Raw genomic sequence first — 19,013 nt, 5'->3', positions numbered from 1 at the left:
TGGGCAGCCCCGACAAGCGCTGGAGGACCGATCAGTGAAGTCGCCCTTTGACTTCACCTGAGCGGACCGAAGCGACTCGAGGGGCTAGGAGCTGGAGCTAGACACTTATCTAAATGCAAAAAATTTATACTTTCTTATCCAGTAAAATAAAAAATAAGCAAAGGTTTCCCTTTGCTTATTTTACCACTATTTCTGATCTCCCAAAACGTACTCAGCGATGTTTACTGCATGGTCGCCGATTCGCTCCAGGTTGCTGACGATATCAACAAAGACGATGCCTGCCTGTCCAGAACACTGACCTTCATTCATGCGAAGGATGTGCTGCTTCCTGAGCGTACGCTCCATGCTGTCAATTTCATCTTCTTTTGTGACAACTGCTCTGGCTGCATCAGGATTCTTCTGATCCAACGCCTGAAGTGCTTCTTCGACAGTACTTACAGTCAGGTTGAACATGACTTCCAGGTCTTCCATTGCTGTATTAGTCATCTTGACCTTATTCGCCTGCTGATACTCGATTAGTTCTACTATATTTTCGAAGTGGTCCCCGATTCTTTCAATATCCCGGACTGTATCCATCAGCATGCTGTGTTCTTCTGATTCATGTTCTGATAGAGAGCTTGTTGCCAAATCTACTAGATAATCCGTAATTTTGCGGTCAAGGTTATTGATTGCTTCCTCTAACTGATATGCATTAGAAGAATGCTTTGTATTTTTTGTCTTTAAAAATTCATTTGTTTCTTCAAGTCCCTTCAGCGCAAACTTACCCATGCGCAGAACTTCTTCCTTCGCCTGTCCCAATGCAATCGAAGGAGATTGCTCGATGAATACTGGATCAAGGTGCTGCGCCTTGTAATCAACGATAGCATCTTCTCCCGGAATCAACTTCGTCACAATCAATGCCAATACTGCTACAAAAGGCAGCTGGATCAGAGTATTAGAAGTGTTGAAAATCCCGTGGGCAAATGCAATTGTCATTTCAGGATTTAGCGAAAGGTTGTCCCTCATGATTTCGATTATAGCAGTAAAAGGCTTTAACAATATTAAAAATAGGGTAGTTCCTATTAAGTTGAATAATACATGTGTTGCCGCAGCTCTTTTTGCAGCAACAGAAGTGCCAATGGCTGCAAGAACAGCGGTAATTGTTGTACCAACATTATCTCCAAATAATACTGGAAGGGCACCATTGAGATTAATCAAATTCTCAGCATGCAAGCCTTGCAGGATTCCAATTGTCGCACTTGAACTTTGGACGATAACAGTGAAAACTGTACCGATAACAACTCCAAGGAAAGGATTTGAGCTAAGCTCTACTGTCAATTCATGGAAAGATTCGAGGCTGCGAAGTGGCTTCATTCCACCACTCATCAATTCGAGTCCATAAAACAAGGCACCAAAACCGAAAACGATTTGTCCGATATTATGTACCTTTTTACTTTTAAAGAAAAATAATAGAATAGAACCAACTGCAATAATCGGCAATGCATATTCACCAACATCAATACCGATGATAAACGCAGTAATCGTCGTACCGATGTTTGCGCCCATAATGACCCCAATTGCCTGGCGCAGGGTCATGAACCCGGCACTTACTAATCCAACCGTAATAACTGTGGTTGCTGAACTACTCTGGACTAATACAGTTACAATCAGACCAGCTAGAACACCCATGATCGGGTTGGTCGTAAAGCGGTCAAGAACATCGCGCAATCGATCCCCGGCTGACTTTTGCAAACCATCACCCATAAATTTAATGCCGTATAAGAAAATTCCAAAGCCACCAAAGAACTCAAACAGCATTTCTTGAAGATTCAATTCCATTTTTTCAACCCCTAGATTTATTTCGACAAACATCTACAAACACAGCTTATTATGAAGTAAATATTAACGAAAAGTAAACTATTTTCGACTCGAATTTACAATACCTTAACATTTCATCGTTATGTTACAATTATGTTACAAAGTGCAGGTAAAAAGGTTGTTATTCAACTAGGTGAAAAGCTAAAATAGTGAGTGGAATTCTAATAAAGGACGTGTATTCATGAGTATTTTTACACAAATGGCTAAAAGCATGTATTCTCCGAAGGTGATTGCGGACACTCGATTTCAGGGAATAGGTAAAACTATCTTATTTGTCTTCATGCTGACCCTAATATCCATTCTACCTGTAGTCTCTTATATGTTTGTCGGGATTTCAGAGGCTGTTGGCTCTGTCAAGCAATCCATCAAAACGGATTTACCTTCTTTTACGATTCAAGATGGAGTACTGAAGTCAGAAATTAAGGCACCGGTCACAATTAAAAATGGTAGTTTCACGTTAATTTTTGACCCAACTGGTGCTATCGAAGAAAGTGAACTGGCTGGCATGAATGCAAACGTTGCAATGCTTCAAAATGAGATTGTGCTGGCTGCCGGCGGCGAAACCAATGCAGTTCCTTACACTCTTTTCACAACGGAAACTATGACGAAGGATGACATTATTTCTCTCATCAATACGGCTGAATCCTCGCTCCCTGTATTGCTAGGGATACTATTTATTGTCATTTATGCTTTTTCCAGCGGCATAAAATTCATCGAGGTTTCTCTATTAGCACTCTTTGGCCTTCTATTGAAAAATCTCGCTGGGAGAACGCTTCAATACAGACACTTATGGAGGATGGCAGCATACAGCATCACTCTCCCTACTATATTTTTCACGATCATGGCATTATTAAAAACAGAAGTGCCCTTCAGTTTCTCCATTAATTGGTTTGTTGCTTCAATGATGCTTTTACTGGCGATTAAAGAGCTGCCAGCGAAGAAACAATCGGAAAGTTAAGAAATGCGCCTCTGGCGTATTTTTTTCTTTCATATCATTCTTTAAGGTTTTCTTTCTTTCTGCCCCATTATGTATCCTCTTAAACAAAGTGTTTCCTCAACCCTAACAGATAGATTATTTTATTTTCTTGATATAAACTTTCATTTTTTTCTATCAAATATGTTCTTAACTCTATTTCTCCTGCATAAATAATGATATAAGCATTTAGGGAGGAAGGTCCTATGAAAAAACTGGCTGGATTATTGGTTTTCTTAATAGTAACTTACGCAGTCTACAATGATTTGAGCATAGGAACACTTCCAGCAGCGAAATTACAAGAACCTGAAATATTGGAAAATAAAATGGCAGAAACGGAAGATGGAGAAACTCAATCCACACAAGCAATCCCTTTTTTTGAACACGAAGTCCTGCCAGGTGATACGGTGCTATCAGTAATTGACAGTTATATGGACAAACCACTGAACGTTCCTGTCTCACAAGCAGTGGAAGACTTTAAAAAGCTGAACGATGGAACAAATCCACAAAAAATCAAGTTCGGTAACGTTTATAAATTCCCGGACTACAGCAGCCAAAATTAGCAAAGGCTAACAATTGAAGTCTTTCCTTGTCAATTTGAGCAAAAGATTGATAAAATGGGGTTGTGCATCTTTAGGAACATATTCATGAATTCCATTTTTCAAAGGAGCGAATCACTGTTGAGTGAAATTATACATCGTACCAAAACCCGTCCAATCAAGGTTGGGAATTTAACCATTGGAGGCAACAATGAAGTTGTCATCCAGAGTATGACTACTACGAAGACGCATGATGTCGAAGCGACTGTCGCTGAAATCATGCGCCTTGAAGAAGCAGGCTGCCAGGTTGTGCGTGTTGCTTGCCCGGATGAAAGAGCTGCAAATGCTATTTCAGAAATCAAAAAAAGAATAAACATTCCTCTGGTTGTTGATATCCATTTTGATTACCGTCTGGCGTTAAAGGCGATAGAAGGCGGAGCTGACAAAATCAGGATCAATCCTGGTAATATCGGCAGGCGCGAAAAGGTAGAGGACGTTGTAAAAGCTGCAAAAGAGCGCGGGATCCCTATCAGAATCGGCGTAAATGCTGGTTCTCTTGAAAGACGTATCCTTGAAAAATATGGCTATCCTACAGCTGATGGAATGGTCGAGAGCGCTTTGCACCACATCAAAATCCTTGAGGACCTTGATTTCCATAATATCATCGTCTCCATGAAGGCTTCTGATGTTAATCTGGCGATCGAGGCTTACGAAAAAGCTGCAAAGGCTTTTGATTATCCGCTTCACCTTGGAATCACGGAATCAGGCACTTTATTTGCAGGTACTGTCAAAAGTGCCGCTGGCCTGGGAGCGATTCTCAGCAAAGGAATCGGAAATACTGTCAGGGTATCATTAAGTGCAGATCCAGTGGAGGAAGTTAAGGTCGCAAGAGAACTGTTAAAATCGTTTGGACTTGCAGCGAATGCTGCGACATTAATCTCTTGTCCAACATGCGGACGAATCGAAATCGATTTGATCAGCATTGCCAATGAGGTAGAAGAGTACATCTCAAAGATAAAGGCACCGATTAAGGTAGCTGTGCTTGGATGTGCTGTTAACGGTCCTGGCGAAGCACGTGAAGCTGATATCGGCATTGCAGGTGCGAGAGGGGAAGGTCTTCTTTTTAGAAAAGGTGAGATTGTCCGCAAAGTGCCAGAAGAAACAATGGTGGAAGAACTAAAGAAAGAAATCGATAAAATTGCTGAAGAAAAGATTCGCGAAGCTGCGCTTCAGAAATAACATGATCAAAATGCCCGGGAATTAATTCCCGGGCATTTTTTATTGGCATTCAATTTAATACCGTTAAAAGAACGGCAATATAAAGATGCCGACGAGAATTGAGATTGTCCCTATCCCAATTGCCCAGCTTCCGATTGCGGATCCTCTTCTGCGAGCCATGAAGCCAAGGACAATCCCCGCAGCTCCGAAAAGAACAGGTAAAATAAACAGCGACAAGATCGATAAGGCAAGAGCTGATAAAGCAAGCCCTCGTCCTCCAGTTGTACTTTCTTCTTCTGACCTTCTTGTAAATGCAGGTTGAGCAGGAGCAGCAATCTCCGCCGCAGTTTCTTCCTGATACTGTTCCTTACGTACAGGCCGGGCGATTGCAGTCATCTCCTGGTAGTGCTCATCACGCCCAGGTCCAGCGATTGCTGTCATTTCCTGATAATGTTCCTCACGTTCAGGTCCTGCAATTGCAGTCATTTCCTGGTAATGATCATCACGTGCAGGAGAGTACAGTTCAGTTGCTGTTTCTTCCTGGTATATTTCATCACGCGCATCCCTTATAGTGATGACATCCTGCTTAGGTTCAGTGATATACTCGGTACCTCTCTGTTTTCGCTCTTGGTCTGCCACTTTAATCCCTCGCTTTCTTAAGTGGAGCATTTATTATTGTTTACGAGTAGCGAGGATTTCATCATGGCAATGTTTGACTAACTTGAGAAAGTAAATCTTTTGCGGGCCTTCCATATTTGGTAAGATGAAAGAAAGATCAATGTTTAAGGAGAAGATTGATGAAAAAACGTTTTGGCATAGACATCGATGGTACAGTCACTTGTCCGACTACATTTGTACCTTATTTAAATGAAGGATTCAATTTAAACATTACTTTAGATGATATTAAGCAATATGATTTTATGCCGCTTGTATCTGTATCTGAAAGAGAGTTCGCAGCCTGGTTCAAAAAGATGGAACCCGTGATTTATTCCAACTCCCCGTTAGCAGAAGGAGCAAAGGATATTTTAAAGAGCTGGGAGACACAGCACGAATTATATTTCATTAGCGCAAGGGGAACACATTTATTAAATCTGACTAAAGAATGGTTTTCTGCCAATGAACTGAGGTATCATGACATCCATCTGATTGGCTCACATGATAAAATCGAGGCAGCCCGCAAGTATGAAGTGGATATCTTTTTCGAGGATAAACACGACAATGCTGTCAGCCTGCACGAGGAACTTAGTATCCCGGTGATCCTTTTCAACACTCCTTATAACCAGGAACCGATTCCTGATGGAGTGATCCGGGTGAATGACTGGCAGGAAGCAAATGAATGGGTAAAAAACTGGTTTGAAAATAGTTAAAAACGGCCATTAGCATGGCCGTTTTTCCGTTTCAGTCAATATTTTATATATTTTGTCTATTGAACACAGTCAGGGCAGCGACCGTATATTTCAAATTTATGCCCGGAAATGTCATAGCCTTTGAAGCTTGCTTCGATATTCCTCATTGGACAGGTCTCAATCTCCTTCGTTTTTCCACAGTCAAGGCAAATGAAGTGATGATGATGCTCTTTGTGTGAGCAGGTGAATCGAAAATGCTTTTCACCTGACAACTCTGTCATTTCCAAAATACCTAGATCAGCAAACACGCTCAAATTCCGGTAGATGGTATCGAAGCTCAAGCCAGGATAATTTCCCTTCATTTGTTCAAGGACATCGCGAGCAGTCAGATATTTGTCATTATCGGAAAACAACTGGAGCATATCTTCCCTTTTCCCAGTATGCTTATAACCCTGTTCTTTCAACAGGTCCATTGCTTCGTTCACATTCATGATATCACCCCATTAGATGGATCTCGTAGCCGCTCGTTTTTTTAGCCAAATGGATAGCACAAGGATAAGGACTGCAATCATCACAATCGTTCCGCCAGGAGCAAGGTCAAGGTAATAGGACAGGAACAAACCGCCCAAAACAGATATCTCACCGAACAGGATGGAAAAGAAGATGGTTTGTTTGAAACCTTTCGCAAACCGAATGCTTGCGGCAACTGGCAGGGTCATCAGGGATGAGACCAACAGGATGCCAACGATCCTCATTGATGCGGCTATCACCAGTGCCACCATAACAATAAAAATAAAGTGAAGAATCTTTGCGGCAATACCAGTTGCTCTTGCATACTCTTCATCAAATGATAAAAGGAAAAGTTCTTTATATAATAATACAACAAGAGCGATAACCAGTATGCTGATAATCAGGATTGTCCATAGGTCAGCCCTGCTCACAGCACTCACGCTGCCAAATAAATAACTGAACAAATCTGTATTGAAACCATCCGCGAGCGAAATAAATATTACCCCAAGCCCGATTCCGCCAGACAGGATAATCGGTATCGCCAACTCCTGGTAATGTTTATAAACAGAACGCAGTTTTTCGATGAACAATGAGCCGCCAACTGAGAAAGCCATTCCCATGTAAAGTGGATTCACACCACTGAACATCATGAATTTTTTCTCAAGAAGCAGGCTTGCGGCAATTCCCGCTAATGTGACATGGCTGAGTGCATCAGCTATAAGCGAAAGCCTTCTGACTACGATAAACACGCCTAGAAGCGGAGCAATCACCCCGATGATCATTCCGGTCAAAAAAGCATTCTGCAAAAACTCATATTGCAACAGTCCGCTAATCATGAAGGTGCCCCCCTCCATGATGATGATGATGGTCGTGTGTCAATACATGGACATCATGACCATAAATCTCCGAAACATCATTTATCTTCAATTGTTCGAATTCCTCAGCACTTCCATGGAAATGCATGTTTTTGTTCAAGCAGGCCACATTTGTGACTTTTTCTGAAATCGTCCCTATATCATGAGTAACCAATAGAAGAGTGATCCCTTTCTCTTTATTGAGTAATTCAAGCATCCCATAAAAAGAATTGACGTTTTGAACGTCCACACCTACCGTTGGTTCATCCAAAATCAGCAATTCAGGCTCACTGACAAGTGCCCTCGCAATAAATACCCTTTGCTGCTGGCCTCCTGATAGTTCCCCAATATTCCTGTCGAGGAATTTCCCCATTCCGACAGAGTCGATCGCTTCCTTTATTTTTGAATGGTCATTCTTCTTCAAGAAGTTGAAAAGGCCAAGCTTTTTCGTCAGCCCGCTTGCGACTACTTCAAAAACGGTAGCGGGGAAGCCGGTGTTGAAAGAATTTGCCTTTTGCGATACAAATCCAATTTTTTGCTGTTCCTTAAACTTGCCGATATCTTGTCCGAAAAGGCTGATTGAACCTTGCTGCGGCTTAATCAGTCCGAGCATTAGCTTAAGCAATGTGGACTTTCCAGAACCGTTCGGACCCACAATTGCTAAAAAACTGCCTTTACGGATAGACAGATTTATATTTTCAAGAACATTTTCTTTATCATATCGATAATAAAGATCCTGTACCTGGACGATGTAATCATTCGTGTCCATTTTTATCACCTGCAAAATAAGAATCATTCCGATTTACTTTTAGTAGTATATCTCTTACTGACGATAATGTAAATAAAAGAACTCATAATCCAATAAAATTGTCACAAATCCAGAACTGGGCACATACCCTACTATGAAGGAGTGATGATCTTTGGCTATTTTCGAAAACATCATTAACCATAAAATAGGGAACATCACGGCAGATGAACTGCTGAAATACGCTTCTCAATTTAACATTTCCATAACAAAGGGGCAGGCAGAAAAAATCGCCGGATACTTACGCGGTAAAAAAGTGAACATCTTTATTGATTCAGAGAGAGCGGCATTGGTCAAACAAATCGCCAGAATCACCAGCCCTGAAACAGCAAAAGAAGTTAATAAGTTATTTGTTAATTTCACTAAATAAAAGGTGTGTCCGTCATGATTTCTATGACGGACACTTTTTTCTTTTTCCCGCCTATTTCTGTCCGTCATGACTCTCTTGACGGACACTTTTTCCTCTTTCCCGCCTATTTCTGTCCGTCACGACCCTTATTACGGACACTTTCTCCTCTCTCTCGGCTATTTCTGTCCGTCATGACCCTTATGACGGACACTTTCTCCTCTCTCTCGGCTATTTCTGTCCGTCATGACCCTTATGACGGACACTTTCTCCTCTCTCTCGGCTATTTCTGTCCGTCACGACCCTTATTACGGACACTTTTTCCTCTTTCCCGCCTATTTCTGTCCGTCATGACCCTTTTGACGGACATTTTTTCCTCTTTTCCGGCTATTTCTGTCCGTCATGCCTGTAACTATCATTCCACCTAGTGGTCACTCATAACCGGTCCTATTTTACCCGCAAAAAAAGCTGTGGAACTAAATCCACAGCTTTTGTTTAGCTATTCCTGATGATATCAAGCAAATTTTCTTCAAATTGTTTGCTTTTCAGCATGTCAATCTCATGTTTGTAGGGCGCCTTTTTACTGTTCTTGTCCTCACCGACAAAAGGAGTTTCGAGAATCTTAGGAACATGTGTCAATTGCGGATGATGGACAATATAGCTTAATGCCTCAAAGCCGATATGTCCGAATCCGATATTCTCGTGACGGTCCTTCCTCATCCCGACCTCATTTTTGCTGTCATTGAGGTGAAGCACCTTCAATCTATCAAGACCGATGATTTTATCGAATTCATTCAGCACACCATCAAAATCTTCAACGATCCGGTATCCTGCATCATGAGTATGGCAAGTATCGAAGCAAATAGAAAGCTTGTCGTTATGGGTTACTCCATCGATGATCATCGCGAGTTCTTCAAAGGATTTTCCGCACTCCGATCCTTTTCCAGCCATTGTTTCAAGAGCAATTTGAACTCGATCATCCTGTGAAAGCACTTCATTAAGTCCCTCTATGATTTTTTCAATCCCTTTTTCTGTACCTGCTCCAACATGCGCACCTGGGTGGAGCACAATTTGCCTGGAACCAATTGCCTCTGTCCTATCGATTTCACTTCGTAAAAATCTTACTCCTAAATCAAAGGTATCAGGATTTTGACTGTTCCCTATATTGATGATATAAGGGGCATGGACGACGATTTCATCGATACCATTCTGCTCCATATGCAGACGGCCAGCTTCAATATTCAGGTCCTCGATTTTTTTCCTTCTTGTATTCTGAGGTGCCCCCGTATAGATCATAAAAGTATTTGCACCATATGAGACAGCTTCCTCACTAGCAGCAAGCAGCATCTTTTTGCCGCTCATGGAAACATGTGATCCAATTAACATCTTGATCTCTCCTAAATCCCTTTATTTATTTCTTTTTTGTATACGGTTTTCTCGCTTTTTAATTTTATCCATCTCATATTTCATTTTCTTCTTATAGCCTGGTTTTACCTTTTTAGGTTTGGAAACAAGATTCTTTGCCTTCGCCTCGCCTGTAGTTTCTTTTTTCTTTCTGTTCAGGCGTCTGTTCCGCTCCTCGATTTCGGTAAGTTCACCTTTTTTCAAATCAATGTTTCTAAAAGTGATGCCCATTTTTTCAAGACGGATCAGTGCATCTTCATCACTCTGCTCATAGACCGTCAGGGCAACACCTGAAGAACCTGCACGGGCAGTCCTTCCAACCCTGTGAATATAAAAATCCAGGTCTGTAGGAAGTTCATAGTTGATGACATGGCTGATCCCTTGAATATCGATTCCTCTGGCGGCCAGGTCAGTAGCAACAAGATACTGGAACTCAAGGTCCTTAATCTGTTTCATGACACGCTTGCGTTCGCGCGGGCTCAGGTCTCCATGGATACGGCCAACCTTCATCCCTTTTTGGATCAAACCATCAGCAATTTCATCTACTTTTTTCTTTGTATTAGCAAATACAATACCAAGATACGGATTGAACGCAACCAGCGCTGAATAAACAAGCCCAATTTTATCACGATGCCTTGCAGGCAGAAGAATATGTTCAATCTTCTCTGCTGTAGCCTGTTTAGGATCGATTTGTACATATTTTGGGTTTTCCATGTACTTTTTAAGGAATGGTTTTAATTTTTCAGGAATCGTTGCTGAAAATACAAGCATTTGAAGCTTTTCTGGCATACGGGATGCGAACTGGTCAATGTCCTCGATGAATCCCATATCAAGCATTAAGTCTGCCTCATCGATCACGAGCATGTTCGCCGTATGCACAAATAGCGCGTTTTCCTTTACCAGGTCGTTAATCCTCCCCGGAGTGCCAATGACGATTTGCGGCTGTGTCTTGAGCTTTTCAATCGTTCTTTGCTTGTCTGTCCCGCCAATATAGCAACGAGCTGTGATCTGCTCTCCCTGCGGAGCGTGTTCAGCAATTTTAAGAACTTCATGGTAAATTTGGTTGGCAAGCTCACGAGTTGGCGCAGTGATTACCGCCTGCACCTCATTGCGTGATGGGTTAAGCTTGTCCATGATAGGCAGTACATAGGCATGCGTCTTTCCTGTACCCGTCTGGGATTGGCCGATGGCACTTTCTCCCTTCATGATCGTAGGGATAAGACGTTCCTGGATTTCAGTTGGCTCATGAAAACCTAGTTTATTGATCGCATCTATAATGAATGGTTTCAATTCATAACGATTAAATTTTGTTTCACTCATTGAGAATCTCCTTCTTTCACCCTGTTCCCTGTTAAAAAGGGATTTCAGCCGTTCCGTAAGCTGATTTCATCAGGTTCATCCTGTAATTATAATAAAGATTGCAGAAAATCTCCAATCAGTACTATCTTAACCTTTCCTTATAAAAAAACAAACCTGTTTCGCAAACATACTTTTTTCTTAAACCAATTCTGATTATATGCATACTCTAATAGGAGATGAAATAATGGGAAAGGAGGGGTCACGATGCTACATGGACCCCGTATGAACTCACGCGGAATGCAGAATCGGTTTTATGGTCCTGGCATGATGGGAGGTCCCTTCATGGGTCAGCGGCAGATGTACCCAAATCAATTTGGTCCTGGACCCAGGATGCCGCAGGGACAAATGCCTCGAATGATGGGAAGAAAACCGCAATCAAGACAAGGTGGAGGTTTGCTTTCAAAGATCCTAGGGAAAGGCAGCAGAGGCCAGGGAAATGGTATCTCGGGTTTAATACCAGGAGGCGGAAGTGGGCCTGCTCGTGCAGCCAGCTCTGGCGGAGGAATCCTGAAGACCCTCGCTGATCCATCTGCACTGAATGGTTTTCTCACCAACACGCAAAAAGTTCTTAGCACCGCACAGCAATTCGGACCGATGATCCAGCAATACGGTCCTCTCGTCCGTAATTTGCCTTCAATGTGGAAACTGTACAGAGGATTGAAGGACCTCCCGGATGCTGATGAACCAACAACCGAACAAGAAACGAACGAAAAAATCGACAAAAAGATTAAAGCCAAGAAGTCCAAAAACGCTGGTTCCAGTTCTCCATCACAAAAACCGCCAATCAAAAAGCAAAGCAATAATTCAGCTTCTACTCCTAAATTGTTCATATAATTGGAAAACAGTTAATTCATTCCTTCTGGAAAGTGGCTTTTGTATTCTTTCTGCAAGTCTTATATAATAAAAGAAAGAATCAGAGGTATTCTTAGGAGGTTGACTCAATGAATGTAATAAAAATATCGCCACGCGGTTATTGCTATGGTGTTGTCGACGCCATGGTCATTGCACGTAATGCTGCATTGGATAAAAGCCTGCCGCGTCCAATATATATACTTGGGATGATTGTCCATAATAAACATGTCACGGATGCATTTGAAGAAGAAGGCATCATTACATTGGATGGAAACAACCGCAAGGAAATCCTAGAAAAAGTTGAAGGCGGGACAGTTATTTTCACTGCCCACGGCATTTCCCCCGAAGTCAGGGAGCTTGCCAAGGAAAAGGGCCTTGTCTCGATTGACGCGACATGTCCAGACGTTACAAACACTCATAACCTGATCACGGAAAAAGAAAAAGAAGGTTATGAAGTTATTTACATCGGCAAAAAAGGGCATCCCGAACCTGAGGGAGCAGTAGGTGTCGCACCAGGGATCGTTCATCTTGTGGAAACAGCAGCTGATGTCGAGGCTTTAGAACTGCATGCTGAAAAACTGATTGTAACCAATCAGACAACGATGAGCCAGTGGGACGTTGCCGAAATCATGAAGAAAGTAACAGAAAAGTATCCGCACTCAGAAGTCCATAGAGAAATTTGCATGGCTACACAAGTACGCCAGGAGGCAGTCGCCGAGCAGGCTAAGGAAGCAGATGTGCTGATCGTAGTTGGAGATCCAAAAAGCAATAATTCAAATCGTCTCGCACAAGTATCTGAAGAAATAGCCGGAACTAAGGCATATCGAATTGCCGATATCACCGAACTTGATATCAATTGGATAAAAGATGCTGATACTGTCGCCGTAACATCTGGAGCATCTACTCCTACACCAATCACAAAAGAGGTCATTTCCTTCCTCCAGCAGTTTGACAAGAAAAACGAAGGAACTTGGGTAAAAGAGAAAAAAGTACCTCTTCACAAAATCCTGCCAAAGGTCAAGAAGACCGAAGCAAACGTATAAGTATAATATGAAAAGCAGCCTGAATTATCCATTCAGGCTGCTTTCTTATTTTTAGCGCTCATAAATACAACCCGAGATTTGGTGCTGTGACCGAACTCGTACTCGACTTCATTATTCTAGCGCAGTTTTTCTTATTCTGTGAGCGGAATGTTGCTAGAACAATCTTGAATCGATGGCAAATCCTAAATATGAGTAAATGGATCGGTCGATATTTCAGATGGAATGAACTTTACATCGTACCCTTTTTCCTGGCATCGTGCTTCCATCACAGTGGCGACTCCCACTTTCATGACCTTCTCGACATTATGACCCGGATCAATCATATTCAGTCCGGCCATCAGCGCGTCGTGTGCTGTGTGATAGTATATATCTCCGGTAATGTATACATCCGCCCCGCGGAATTTCGCCTGTGAGTAATACTTATTTCCGTCACCACCAAGGACAGCTACCTTTTTCACCTTTGCGTTCAAGTCACCGACAACCCGAACTTTATCAACTCCCAGGGCTTTCTTAACAACATTGGCATATTCAGACAGCGTCGTTTCTTCGACTGTTCCAATTCTACCAAGTCCAAGCTGTTCTCCCATATTTTCAAGTCGATATACATCATAGGCGACCTCCTCATAAGGATGGGCCTTGATCATCGCTTGAATCACCCTCTTTTCAATACTTTGCGGGAAAACAGTTTCAACGCGCACTTCATTGACCGCTTCAAGCTTTCCTTGTTCGCCGATATAAGGATCTGTATTATGACCTGGAAGGAACCGTCCCTCTCCGGGCCCGGAGAACGTACAATGGCTGTAGTTGCCGATTGCACCGGCTCCTGCATTCCCTAAGGCATCTCTGAGAATCTCAGCATTTTCCTCAGGTACGAAAACGACAAGCTTTTTCAACTTATCCTCATACGTTGGCACCAGCACTTGAGGGTTCTTTAAACCGAGAGCATCAGCCAGCAGGTCATTTACACCTCCTTTAGCGACATCAAGATTCGTATGGGCCGCATAAACTGCGATGTCATGCTTGATTAACTTGGCAATCATTCTTCCAGCAGGGGTGTCCGTCGCGATCTTCTTCAATGGCCTGAATATTGGCGGATGATGCGCAATGATCAATTGAACATTCTTGGCAATTGCCTCCTCCACCACTTCTTCTGTTACATCAAGCGCAACCAGGACATTATTGACCGCTGAGTTCAACGCACCTATTTGCAGGCCAACCTTATCGCCTTCCATTGCAAATACCTTAGGCGAAAATTGTTCAAAAAGCTGAATCACTTGATGGCCATTCACGTTTTTCACTGTAACGCCTCCTCTGCCATCTTTAGTTTCATTTTAAGTTCTTGTCTCTTGCTTTCTGTATCATCATTCTGTACAGCCTCATCGAGCTGCTTTAGGATACGCTCCCAATTTCGTTTTTCCCCATTCCACTTTTCAATGAATACCTTTGATTTTTCCTTCAGTAAAAATGGGCCAAACAATATTCCAATATCAAAATCAATATGCTGATATGGCTTCATTGGTTCGCCTTTCTCAGCAACTAGGATTTCGTAAATTTTCCCGTCTTCTTCTAAAATTTCTTCTTTGACCAATTCCCATCCACTGTCAACCAGCCATTTGCGGACCGCAAAGCTTCCAACATTAGGCTGTAGGACAAGCCTGCTGACTCCTTCTAGTTTCGATTTCCCTTGTTCGAGAATCGTTGATATCAATGTACCACCCATACCAGCGATGGTAATACAATCCACCTCTCCTGGTTGAATGACTTCAAGACCATCTCCTTTTCTGACTGAAATCTTCTCAGTGAGATTTTCTTCACGAACTTGCTCAATGGCAGATTGAAAAGGCCCTTCGGCGACCTCGCCTGCGATCGCCATTGTAACAGTTCCCTTCTTTACAACATTACACGGAAGATAAGCATGGTCAGAACCAATATCGGCCAGGCTTGCACCTTCAGGAATATAATTTGCTACGGCTTCAAGCCTGTCTGATAGTTTTTCAGCATTCATACAAGTCACCTACTAAATCTTATTTTGCTTTTATAAGTATATGAAAACCACGTGCCTCTTGTCCAATTATGTAAGAAAAGCGCAAGCGCCTTGGTCAGCCCCGACAAGCGCTGGAGGGCCTGGCAGTGAAGTCGTTCTTTGACTTCATTGCCAGGACCGAAATCGAAAAGTATAGCCGACTGGCCAGAAACGCAGAAACTGGAGACTCTGGCAAAGAAGCGCTTTTTGCTTCTGCCGGCGGAGTTGAAGTTTCGGAGTTTCTAGGAGGCGAGACTAGACAAGCGTCTCGAGGAGTTAGGAGCCGCAGCCAGACAAGCGACTCTAGGGGCTAGGCGCTGGAGCTGGACACTAATCTAAGTACAAAAATTTATACTTTTCAATAAAAAAGGCTCTTTGCAAAAGCAAAGAGCCTCAGACTGTAGACAAACTCGATGGAAATCGAGCTTGTCTACAGTCTTTTTTTTGGTTGGTGCTGGAATGGGGGCTGTTGATTTCCGTTCCAGGCGCTTCGCTTTCCGCGGGGCTGGCGGTGAGCCTCCTCACCGCCGTTGGCGTCTGCGGGGTCTCACCTGTCCAGCTGAGCCCGCAGGAGTCTACGCGCCTTCCACTCCAATCAACAGGACTTCCAAACTTAACGTGGAACTAACCATAAGTCTATTTTAAAATAGATATATATAACGCTTGAGGTGATAAACATGCTTTCGAAAAATAATCCAATCCAACGAGATCAATTAGAAGTGGTTGCTTTAGACCAACTGGTTCCTCAGGAACATTTAGTCCGTAAGATGGAAGCTGCCCTAGATTTTTCTTTCATTTATGACTTGGTGAAAGATGTGTATTCGGAAGTAGGCCGCCCAAGCATTGACCCTGTTATTCTGATTAAACTCTCATTCATTCAATATACATTCGGCATCCGTTCCATGCGCCAGACCATTGCCGAAGTAGAAACGAACATAGTACCGCCGCTGGTTTTTGGGTTATGGATTCCATGATAAAGTGCCCCACTTCTCCACCTTCGGGAAGAATTACGAACGCCGTTTTAAAGACACTGATTTGTTTGAACAGATCTTCTATCGAATTCTTAAGACCGCAGCTGATAAGAAACTTATTAGTGCAGAACACGTCTTCATTGATTCAACCCACGTAAAAGCCAGTGCGAATAAACATAAATTCGAGAAAAAAGTGGTGCGTAAGGAAACACGGGCGTATCAAGAGAAACTCCAGGAAGAGATCAATCTGGATCGGGAAGACCATGGGAAGGAACCTTTTCCACCTGATAAGTTCGATAAGGAAGAAACGAAGGAAATCAAGGAAAGTACGACCGATCCTGAGAGTGGATACTACGTCAAGGACGAACGGACAAAGCAGTTTGCCTACTCTTTCCATGCGGCATCAGATCGTAACGGATTTGTCCTGGGGACAATTGTGACACCTGGTAACACGCATGACAGCCTGATTCTTGAGCCACTGGTAGAACAAGTGATAGAGAAAGTTGGAAAGCCTACTGCTGTTGCGGTACGACGCAGCCTATAAAACACCAGCGATTACGAAGTTTCTGATGGAAAATGAAATGACCCCGGCTTTGCCTTATACCCGACCACGAACGAAGGATGGCTTCTTCCGTAAATATGACTATGTATATGACGAATTTTACGACTGTTACTTGTGTCCTGCCGGTGAAATCTTGAAGTATTCAACCACCACTAAAGAGGGATATCGTGAATATAATATCCCCCAAGCATATCTGCGCCAACTGCCCGTTTTTAGCGCAATGCACAGAAAGCAAGGACCACCAAAAGGTGGTAACGCGCCATATCTGGCAAGAGTACGTAGAAGAGGTAGACCACTTGAGACACAAACCAGAAGTAAAACAAATCTATGCGAAGCGCAAAGAAACCATTGAGCGCGTTTTCGCAGATGCAAAAGAAAAGCATGGCATGCGTTGGACAACCCTAAGGGGACTTAAAAAATTGTCGATGCAGGCGATGCTTACTTTCGCTGCATTGAACCTGAAGAAGATGGCCAACTGGACATGGAGAAGTCCAGTAATGGCCTAAAAGTATAGCAAAGAGAGTCTATTTCCTTAGAAAAATTCGATGAAATCCAAAAAGGGGTTCGGAATGAGAGCATTCCGAACCCCTTTTGTCTACAAACTGAGGCTCTTTGCAAAAGCAAAGAGCCTTTCATTCATTACTTCAATTCATTGACAATCCATTCTGCCATTTGATCTTCCTTGCCAGCAGCCAGACCAGGAGGCATTGCTCCTTTACCATTAACGAGGATGTCTTTGATTTCATCCTGTGAGTACTTGCTGCCTACACCTTTCAATGAAGGACCTGAAACGCCTTCATACTGGTTTCCGTGGCACATCGCACAGGATTGCTGGTAAAAATCCTCAGGGTTTGCATCAGCAGTTTCTTCTGTCTTTTCACCGCCGCCTTCTTTTTCCTTTGCAAGATCCTTGGAATCCCCAACACCCTTAAACGAAAGCAGGAACATCAAGCCGATCCCCATTACCATAATCAATACGAACGGAATAATTGGATTACGATTCATCATATACCCTCCTTTTATGTACAACATCTATTTAAATAATGATTTCACACAGATATTATTTTACTTGAAAAACGTTTACAGGGAAAGTAAAAAAGCAAACTTTGTCACACTTGTTCACAATTTAGACAAAAAACTTCATCGTATGATGAAGTTTTTGCGGTACATAGCATATTTAGGATATCCTTTTAGCAACCAATTAATCTTGCAATGACCATCCTTTGGACTTCGGACGTGCCTTCACCAATTTCCAGAAGCTTCGCATCCCTCATATAACGTTCCACTTCATATTCCTTCATATAGCCATAACCGCCGTGTATCTGGACTGCCTGATCAGCTACTTCCATTGCAATTTCAGAAGCATAGAGCTTACACATTGATGCTTCCTTTGAGAATGGACGTCCCTGATCCTTCAACCAGGCGGCCTTATATACCATATTGCGTGCAAGTTCAATTTTCATTGCCATGTCAGCAAGCTTAAACTGGATAGCCTGAAACTGTGATATCGGTCTGCCGAACTGCTGTCTTTCTTTGGCATACTTCAAGGCTTTTTCATAAGCAGCCTGAGCTACTCCTACAGCCATCGCTCCAATGCCGATCCTGCCTCCGTCCAATGTCACAAGGAATTGCTTGAAGCCCTCCCCTTTCTTGCCAAGCAGGTTTTCAAGCGGGACATGGACATCCTCCATCACCAGCTGAGTAGTATTCGATGCATTTAACCCCATCTTTTCATAATTATCGATGACAGAAAACCCTGGTGCATCTGTTGGCACAATAATTGCGCTAATTTCCTTTTTTCCATCCACATTACCAGTGATTGCGGTCATTGCGAGATGTTTGGCATAGCTTGCATTCGTGATAAAATTCTTGCTGCCATTGATGATGTATTCCCCATTAAGCTCTTTGGCAGTCGTCTGTGTTCCTCCAGCGTCTGAGCCTGCATTTGGTTCAGTTAGTCCGAAAGCTCCGAGTGATTCACCTGTGCAAATTGGTGCCAGGTATTTTTGCTTCTGCTCCTCTGTACCGAATAGATTGATAGGAGCGCCTCCAAGGGATATGTGGGCAGAGTATGTAATCCCAGTTGAGGCGCATGCCTTGCTCAATTCCTCTGTGACAATTGCAAAACTGACCGTATCAGCTCCTGCTCCGCCATATTCCTCGGGGAACGGCAAGCCCAGCATTCCTAGTTCTCCCAGTTTTTTGAAGATTTCTGTCGGGAATTGTTTTGTTCTATCTCTTTCAATCGCTCCTGGAGCAACTTCTTCCTCCGCAAACTCTCTAATTGTCCTTTTAATCATCGTCTGTTCTGATGTTAAATCAAAATTCATTTCCATCCCCCTTAAAACATT

At 42.8% G+C, this 19,013-nt stretch carries 19 protein-coding genes and 1 pseudogene; 9 read left to right on the top strand and 11 right to left on the bottom strand.

Translation table 11 applies throughout. The features are described from left to right. Positions 1–186 precede the first annotated feature (186 nt). Positions 187–1,818, bottom strand: a complete 1,632-nt coding sequence (locus tag LC048_RS05230; RefSeq protein ID WP_306049630.1) for a Na/Pi cotransporter family protein — start codon at positions 1,816–1,818, stop codon at positions 187–189. Between the two features lie 220 nt (positions 1,819–2,038). Between LC048_RS05230 and LC048_RS05225 the strand changes: the two genes are divergently transcribed. The 3 genes from LC048_RS05225 (at position 2,039) to ispG (ending at position 4,608) form a co-directional block, all read left to right on the top strand. Beyond that, entirely contained in the window at positions 2,039–2,815 is a 777-nt protein-coding gene (locus LC048_RS05225) for a DUF1189 domain-containing protein (RefSeq protein ID WP_226602018.1), read from the top strand. A 221-nt stretch (positions 2,816–3,036) separates the two neighbouring features. Continuing rightward, complete coding sequence (locus LC048_RS05220; protein ID WP_226602017.1) at positions 3,037–3,393, top strand: hypothetical protein; 357 nt, start codon at positions 3,037–3,039, stop codon at positions 3,391–3,393. 84 nt (positions 3,394–3,477) lie between these two features. Next, positions 3,478–4,608 carry a flavodoxin-dependent (E)-4-hydroxy-3-methylbut-2-enyl-diphosphate synthase gene (gene ispG, locus LC048_RS05215; protein WP_371931999.1) on the top strand — a complete coding sequence of 377 codons (1,131 nt, stop codon included), beginning with the start codon at positions 3,478–3,480 and terminating at the stop codon, positions 4,606–4,608. Between the two features lie 63 nt (positions 4,609–4,671). Here the strand turns inward: ispG and LC048_RS05210 are convergent, their stop codons facing one another. Beyond that, the gene (locus tag LC048_RS05210) at positions 4,672–5,226 is read right to left on the bottom strand and encodes a DUF4190 domain-containing protein (protein ID WP_226602015.1); all 555 of its coding nucleotides are present in this window, start codon (positions 5,224–5,226) and stop codon (positions 4,672–4,674) included. A gap of 158 nt (positions 5,227–5,384) precedes the next feature. Between LC048_RS05210 and LC048_RS05205 the strand changes: the two genes are divergently transcribed. After that, positions 5,385–5,954 (top strand): 5' nucleotidase, NT5C type, encoded by a 570-nt coding sequence (locus tag LC048_RS05205; RefSeq protein WP_226602014.1) that lies wholly within the window; start codon positions 5,385–5,387, stop codon positions 5,952–5,954. A gap of 56 nt (positions 5,955–6,010) precedes the next feature. Here the strand turns inward: LC048_RS05205 and LC048_RS05200 are convergent, their stop codons facing one another. The 3 genes from LC048_RS05200 to LC048_RS05190 are packed head-to-tail and all read right to left on the bottom strand — an operon-like array spanning position 6,011 to position 8,066. Beyond that, entirely contained in the window at positions 6,011–6,424 is a 414-nt protein-coding gene (locus LC048_RS05200; protein WP_226602013.1) for a zinc uptake transcriptional repressor Zur, read from the bottom strand. A 12-nt stretch (positions 6,425–6,436) separates the two neighbouring features. Continuing rightward, the gene (locus LC048_RS05195; RefSeq protein ID WP_226602012.1) at positions 6,437–7,279 is read right to left on the bottom strand and encodes a metal ABC transporter permease; all 843 of its coding nucleotides are present in this window, start codon (positions 7,277–7,279) and stop codon (positions 6,437–6,439) included. Then, positions 7,272–8,066, bottom strand: a complete 795-nt coding sequence (locus LC048_RS05190; protein ID WP_226602011.1) for a metal ABC transporter ATP-binding protein — start codon at positions 8,064–8,066, stop codon at positions 7,272–7,274. The genes LC048_RS05195 and LC048_RS05190 overlap by 8 nt, the downstream gene beginning before the upstream one ends. A gap of 151 nt (positions 8,067–8,217) precedes the next feature. Here LC048_RS05190 and LC048_RS05185 point away from each other — a divergent pair, with 151 nt between their 5' ends. Then, positions 8,218–8,472 (top strand): DUF2624 domain-containing protein, encoded by a 255-nt coding sequence (locus LC048_RS05185; protein ID WP_226602010.1) that lies wholly within the window; start codon positions 8,218–8,220, stop codon positions 8,470–8,472. Positions 8,473–8,943: 471 nt separating this feature from the next. Here LC048_RS05185 and LC048_RS05180 read toward each other — a convergent pair whose 3' ends face one another. Further along, positions 8,944–9,834 (bottom strand): deoxyribonuclease IV, encoded by an 891-nt coding sequence (locus LC048_RS05180; protein WP_226602009.1) that lies wholly within the window; start codon positions 9,832–9,834, stop codon positions 8,944–8,946. A gap of 21 nt (positions 9,835–9,855) precedes the next feature. Next, positions 9,856–11,172, bottom strand: coding sequence for a DEAD/DEAH box helicase (locus LC048_RS05175; RefSeq protein ID WP_226602008.1), 1,317 nt, complete (start codon positions 11,170–11,172; stop codon positions 9,856–9,858). 243 nt (positions 11,173–11,415) lie between these two features. On the opposite strand from LC048_RS05175, the gene LC048_RS05170 reads away from it, so the two are divergent. Both LC048_RS05170 and LC048_RS05165 read left to right on the top strand, forming a co-directional pair. Continuing rightward, complete coding sequence (locus tag LC048_RS05170; protein WP_226602007.1) at positions 11,416–12,045, top strand: YqfQ family protein; 630 nt, start codon at positions 11,416–11,418, stop codon at positions 12,043–12,045. 107 nt (positions 12,046–12,152) lie between these two features. Continuing rightward, positions 12,153–13,106: a 4-hydroxy-3-methylbut-2-enyl diphosphate reductase gene (locus LC048_RS05165; protein ID WP_226602006.1), complete on the top strand. Its 954-nt coding sequence runs from the start codon at positions 12,153–12,155 to the stop codon at positions 13,104–13,106. Positions 13,107–13,288: 182 nt separating this feature from the next. Here the strand turns inward: LC048_RS05165 and LC048_RS05160 are convergent, their stop codons facing one another. Both LC048_RS05160 and LC048_RS05155 read right to left on the bottom strand, forming a co-directional pair. Beyond that, positions 13,289–14,404, bottom strand: coding sequence for a Nif3-like dinuclear metal center hexameric protein (locus LC048_RS05160; RefSeq protein WP_226602005.1), 1,116 nt, complete (start codon positions 14,402–14,404; stop codon positions 13,289–13,291). Then, positions 14,401–15,111 carry a tRNA (adenine(22)-N(1))-methyltransferase gene (locus LC048_RS05155; protein ID WP_226602004.1) on the bottom strand — a complete coding sequence of 237 codons (711 nt, stop codon included), beginning with the start codon at positions 15,109–15,111 and terminating at the stop codon, positions 14,401–14,403. Before LC048_RS05155 ends, LC048_RS05160 begins: the two co-directional genes overlap by 4 nt. Before the next feature lie 125 nt (positions 15,112–15,236). Between LC048_RS05155 and LC048_RS05150 the strand changes: the two genes are divergently transcribed. Beyond that, positions 15,237–15,443, top strand: a complete 207-nt coding sequence (locus LC048_RS05150; RefSeq protein ID WP_226602003.1) for a hypothetical protein — start codon at positions 15,237–15,239, stop codon at positions 15,441–15,443. A gap of 363 nt (positions 15,444–15,806) precedes the next feature. Further along, positions 15,807–17,168: pseudogene (locus LC048_RS05145) on the top strand (IS1182 family transposase). Positions 17,169–17,301: 133 nt separating this feature from the next. On the opposite strand, the gene cccA reads toward LC048_RS05145, so the two are convergent. Together cccA and LC048_RS05135 are read right to left on the bottom strand one after the other, a co-directional pair. Further along, positions 17,302–17,667, bottom strand: a complete 366-nt coding sequence (gene cccA / locus LC048_RS05140) for a cytochrome c550 (protein ID WP_226607089.1) — start codon at positions 17,665–17,667, stop codon at positions 17,302–17,304. A gap of 185 nt (positions 17,668–17,852) precedes the next feature. Next, positions 17,853–18,992 (bottom strand): acyl-CoA dehydrogenase family protein, encoded by a 1,140-nt coding sequence (locus tag LC048_RS05135; protein WP_226607087.1) that lies wholly within the window; start codon positions 18,990–18,992, stop codon positions 17,853–17,855. Positions 18,993–19,013: the final 21 nt, after the last annotated feature.

The sequence above is a fragment of the Mesobacillus subterraneus genome (genome assembly GCF_020524355.2).
Lineage (GTDB): Bacteria > Bacillota > Bacilli > Bacillales > Cytobacillaceae > Mesobacillus > Mesobacillus subterraneus_C.
The sequence above is the reverse complement of the archived record's forward strand: the minus strand, read 5'-3'. Positions and strand labels throughout refer to the sequence as shown.

Excerpts from the sequence above, each read along its gene's own strand:
- LC048_RS05230 (WP_306049630.1), bottom strand. The coding sequence starts at position 1,818 with ATGGAATTGAATCTTCAAGAAATGCTGTTTGAGTTCTTTGGTGGCTTT.
- LC048_RS05225 (WP_226602018.1), top strand. The coding sequence starts at position 2,039 with ATGAGTATTTTTACACAAATGGCTAAAAGCATGTATTCTCCGAAGGTG.
- LC048_RS05220 (WP_226602017.1), top strand. The coding sequence starts at position 3,037 with ATGAAAAAACTGGCTGGATTATTGGTTTTCTTAATAGTAACTTACGCA.
- ispG (WP_371931999.1), top strand. The coding sequence starts at position 3,478 with ATGAATTCCATTTTTCAAAGGAGCGAATCACTGTTGAGTGAAATTATA.
- LC048_RS05205 (WP_226602014.1), top strand. The coding sequence starts at position 5,385 with ATGAAAAAACGTTTTGGCATAGACATCGATGGTACAGTCACTTGTCCG.
- LC048_RS05200 (WP_226602013.1), bottom strand. The coding sequence starts at position 6,424 with ATGAATGTGAACGAAGCAATGGACCTGTTGAAAGAACAGGGTTATAAG.
- LC048_RS05195 (WP_226602012.1), bottom strand. The coding sequence starts at position 7,279 with ATGATTAGCGGACTGTTGCAATATGAGTTTTTGCAGAATGCTTTTTTG.
- LC048_RS05190 (WP_226602011.1), bottom strand. The coding sequence starts at position 8,066 with ATGGACACGAATGATTACATCGTCCAGGTACAGGATCTTTATTATCGA.
- LC048_RS05180 (WP_226602009.1), bottom strand. The coding sequence starts at position 9,834 with ATGTTAATTGGATCACATGTTTCCATGAGCGGCAAAAAGATGCTGCTT.
- LC048_RS05175 (WP_226602008.1), bottom strand. The coding sequence starts at position 11,172 with ATGAGTGAAACAAAATTTAATCGTTATGAATTGAAACCATTCATTATA.
- LC048_RS05170 (WP_226602007.1), top strand. The coding sequence starts at position 11,416 with ATGCTACATGGACCCCGTATGAACTCACGCGGAATGCAGAATCGGTTT.
- LC048_RS05165 (WP_226602006.1), top strand. The coding sequence starts at position 12,153 with ATGAATGTAATAAAAATATCGCCACGCGGTTATTGCTATGGTGTTGTC.
- LC048_RS05155 (WP_226602004.1), bottom strand. The coding sequence starts at position 15,111 with ATGAATGCTGAAAAACTATCAGACAGGCTTGAAGCCGTAGCAAATTAT.
- cccA (WP_226607089.1), bottom strand. The coding sequence starts at position 17,667 with ATGAATCGTAATCCAATTATTCCGTTCGTATTGATTATGGTAATGGGG.
- LC048_RS05135 (WP_226607087.1), bottom strand. The coding sequence starts at position 18,992 with ATGAATTTTGATTTAACATCAGAACAGACGATGATTAAAAGGACAATT.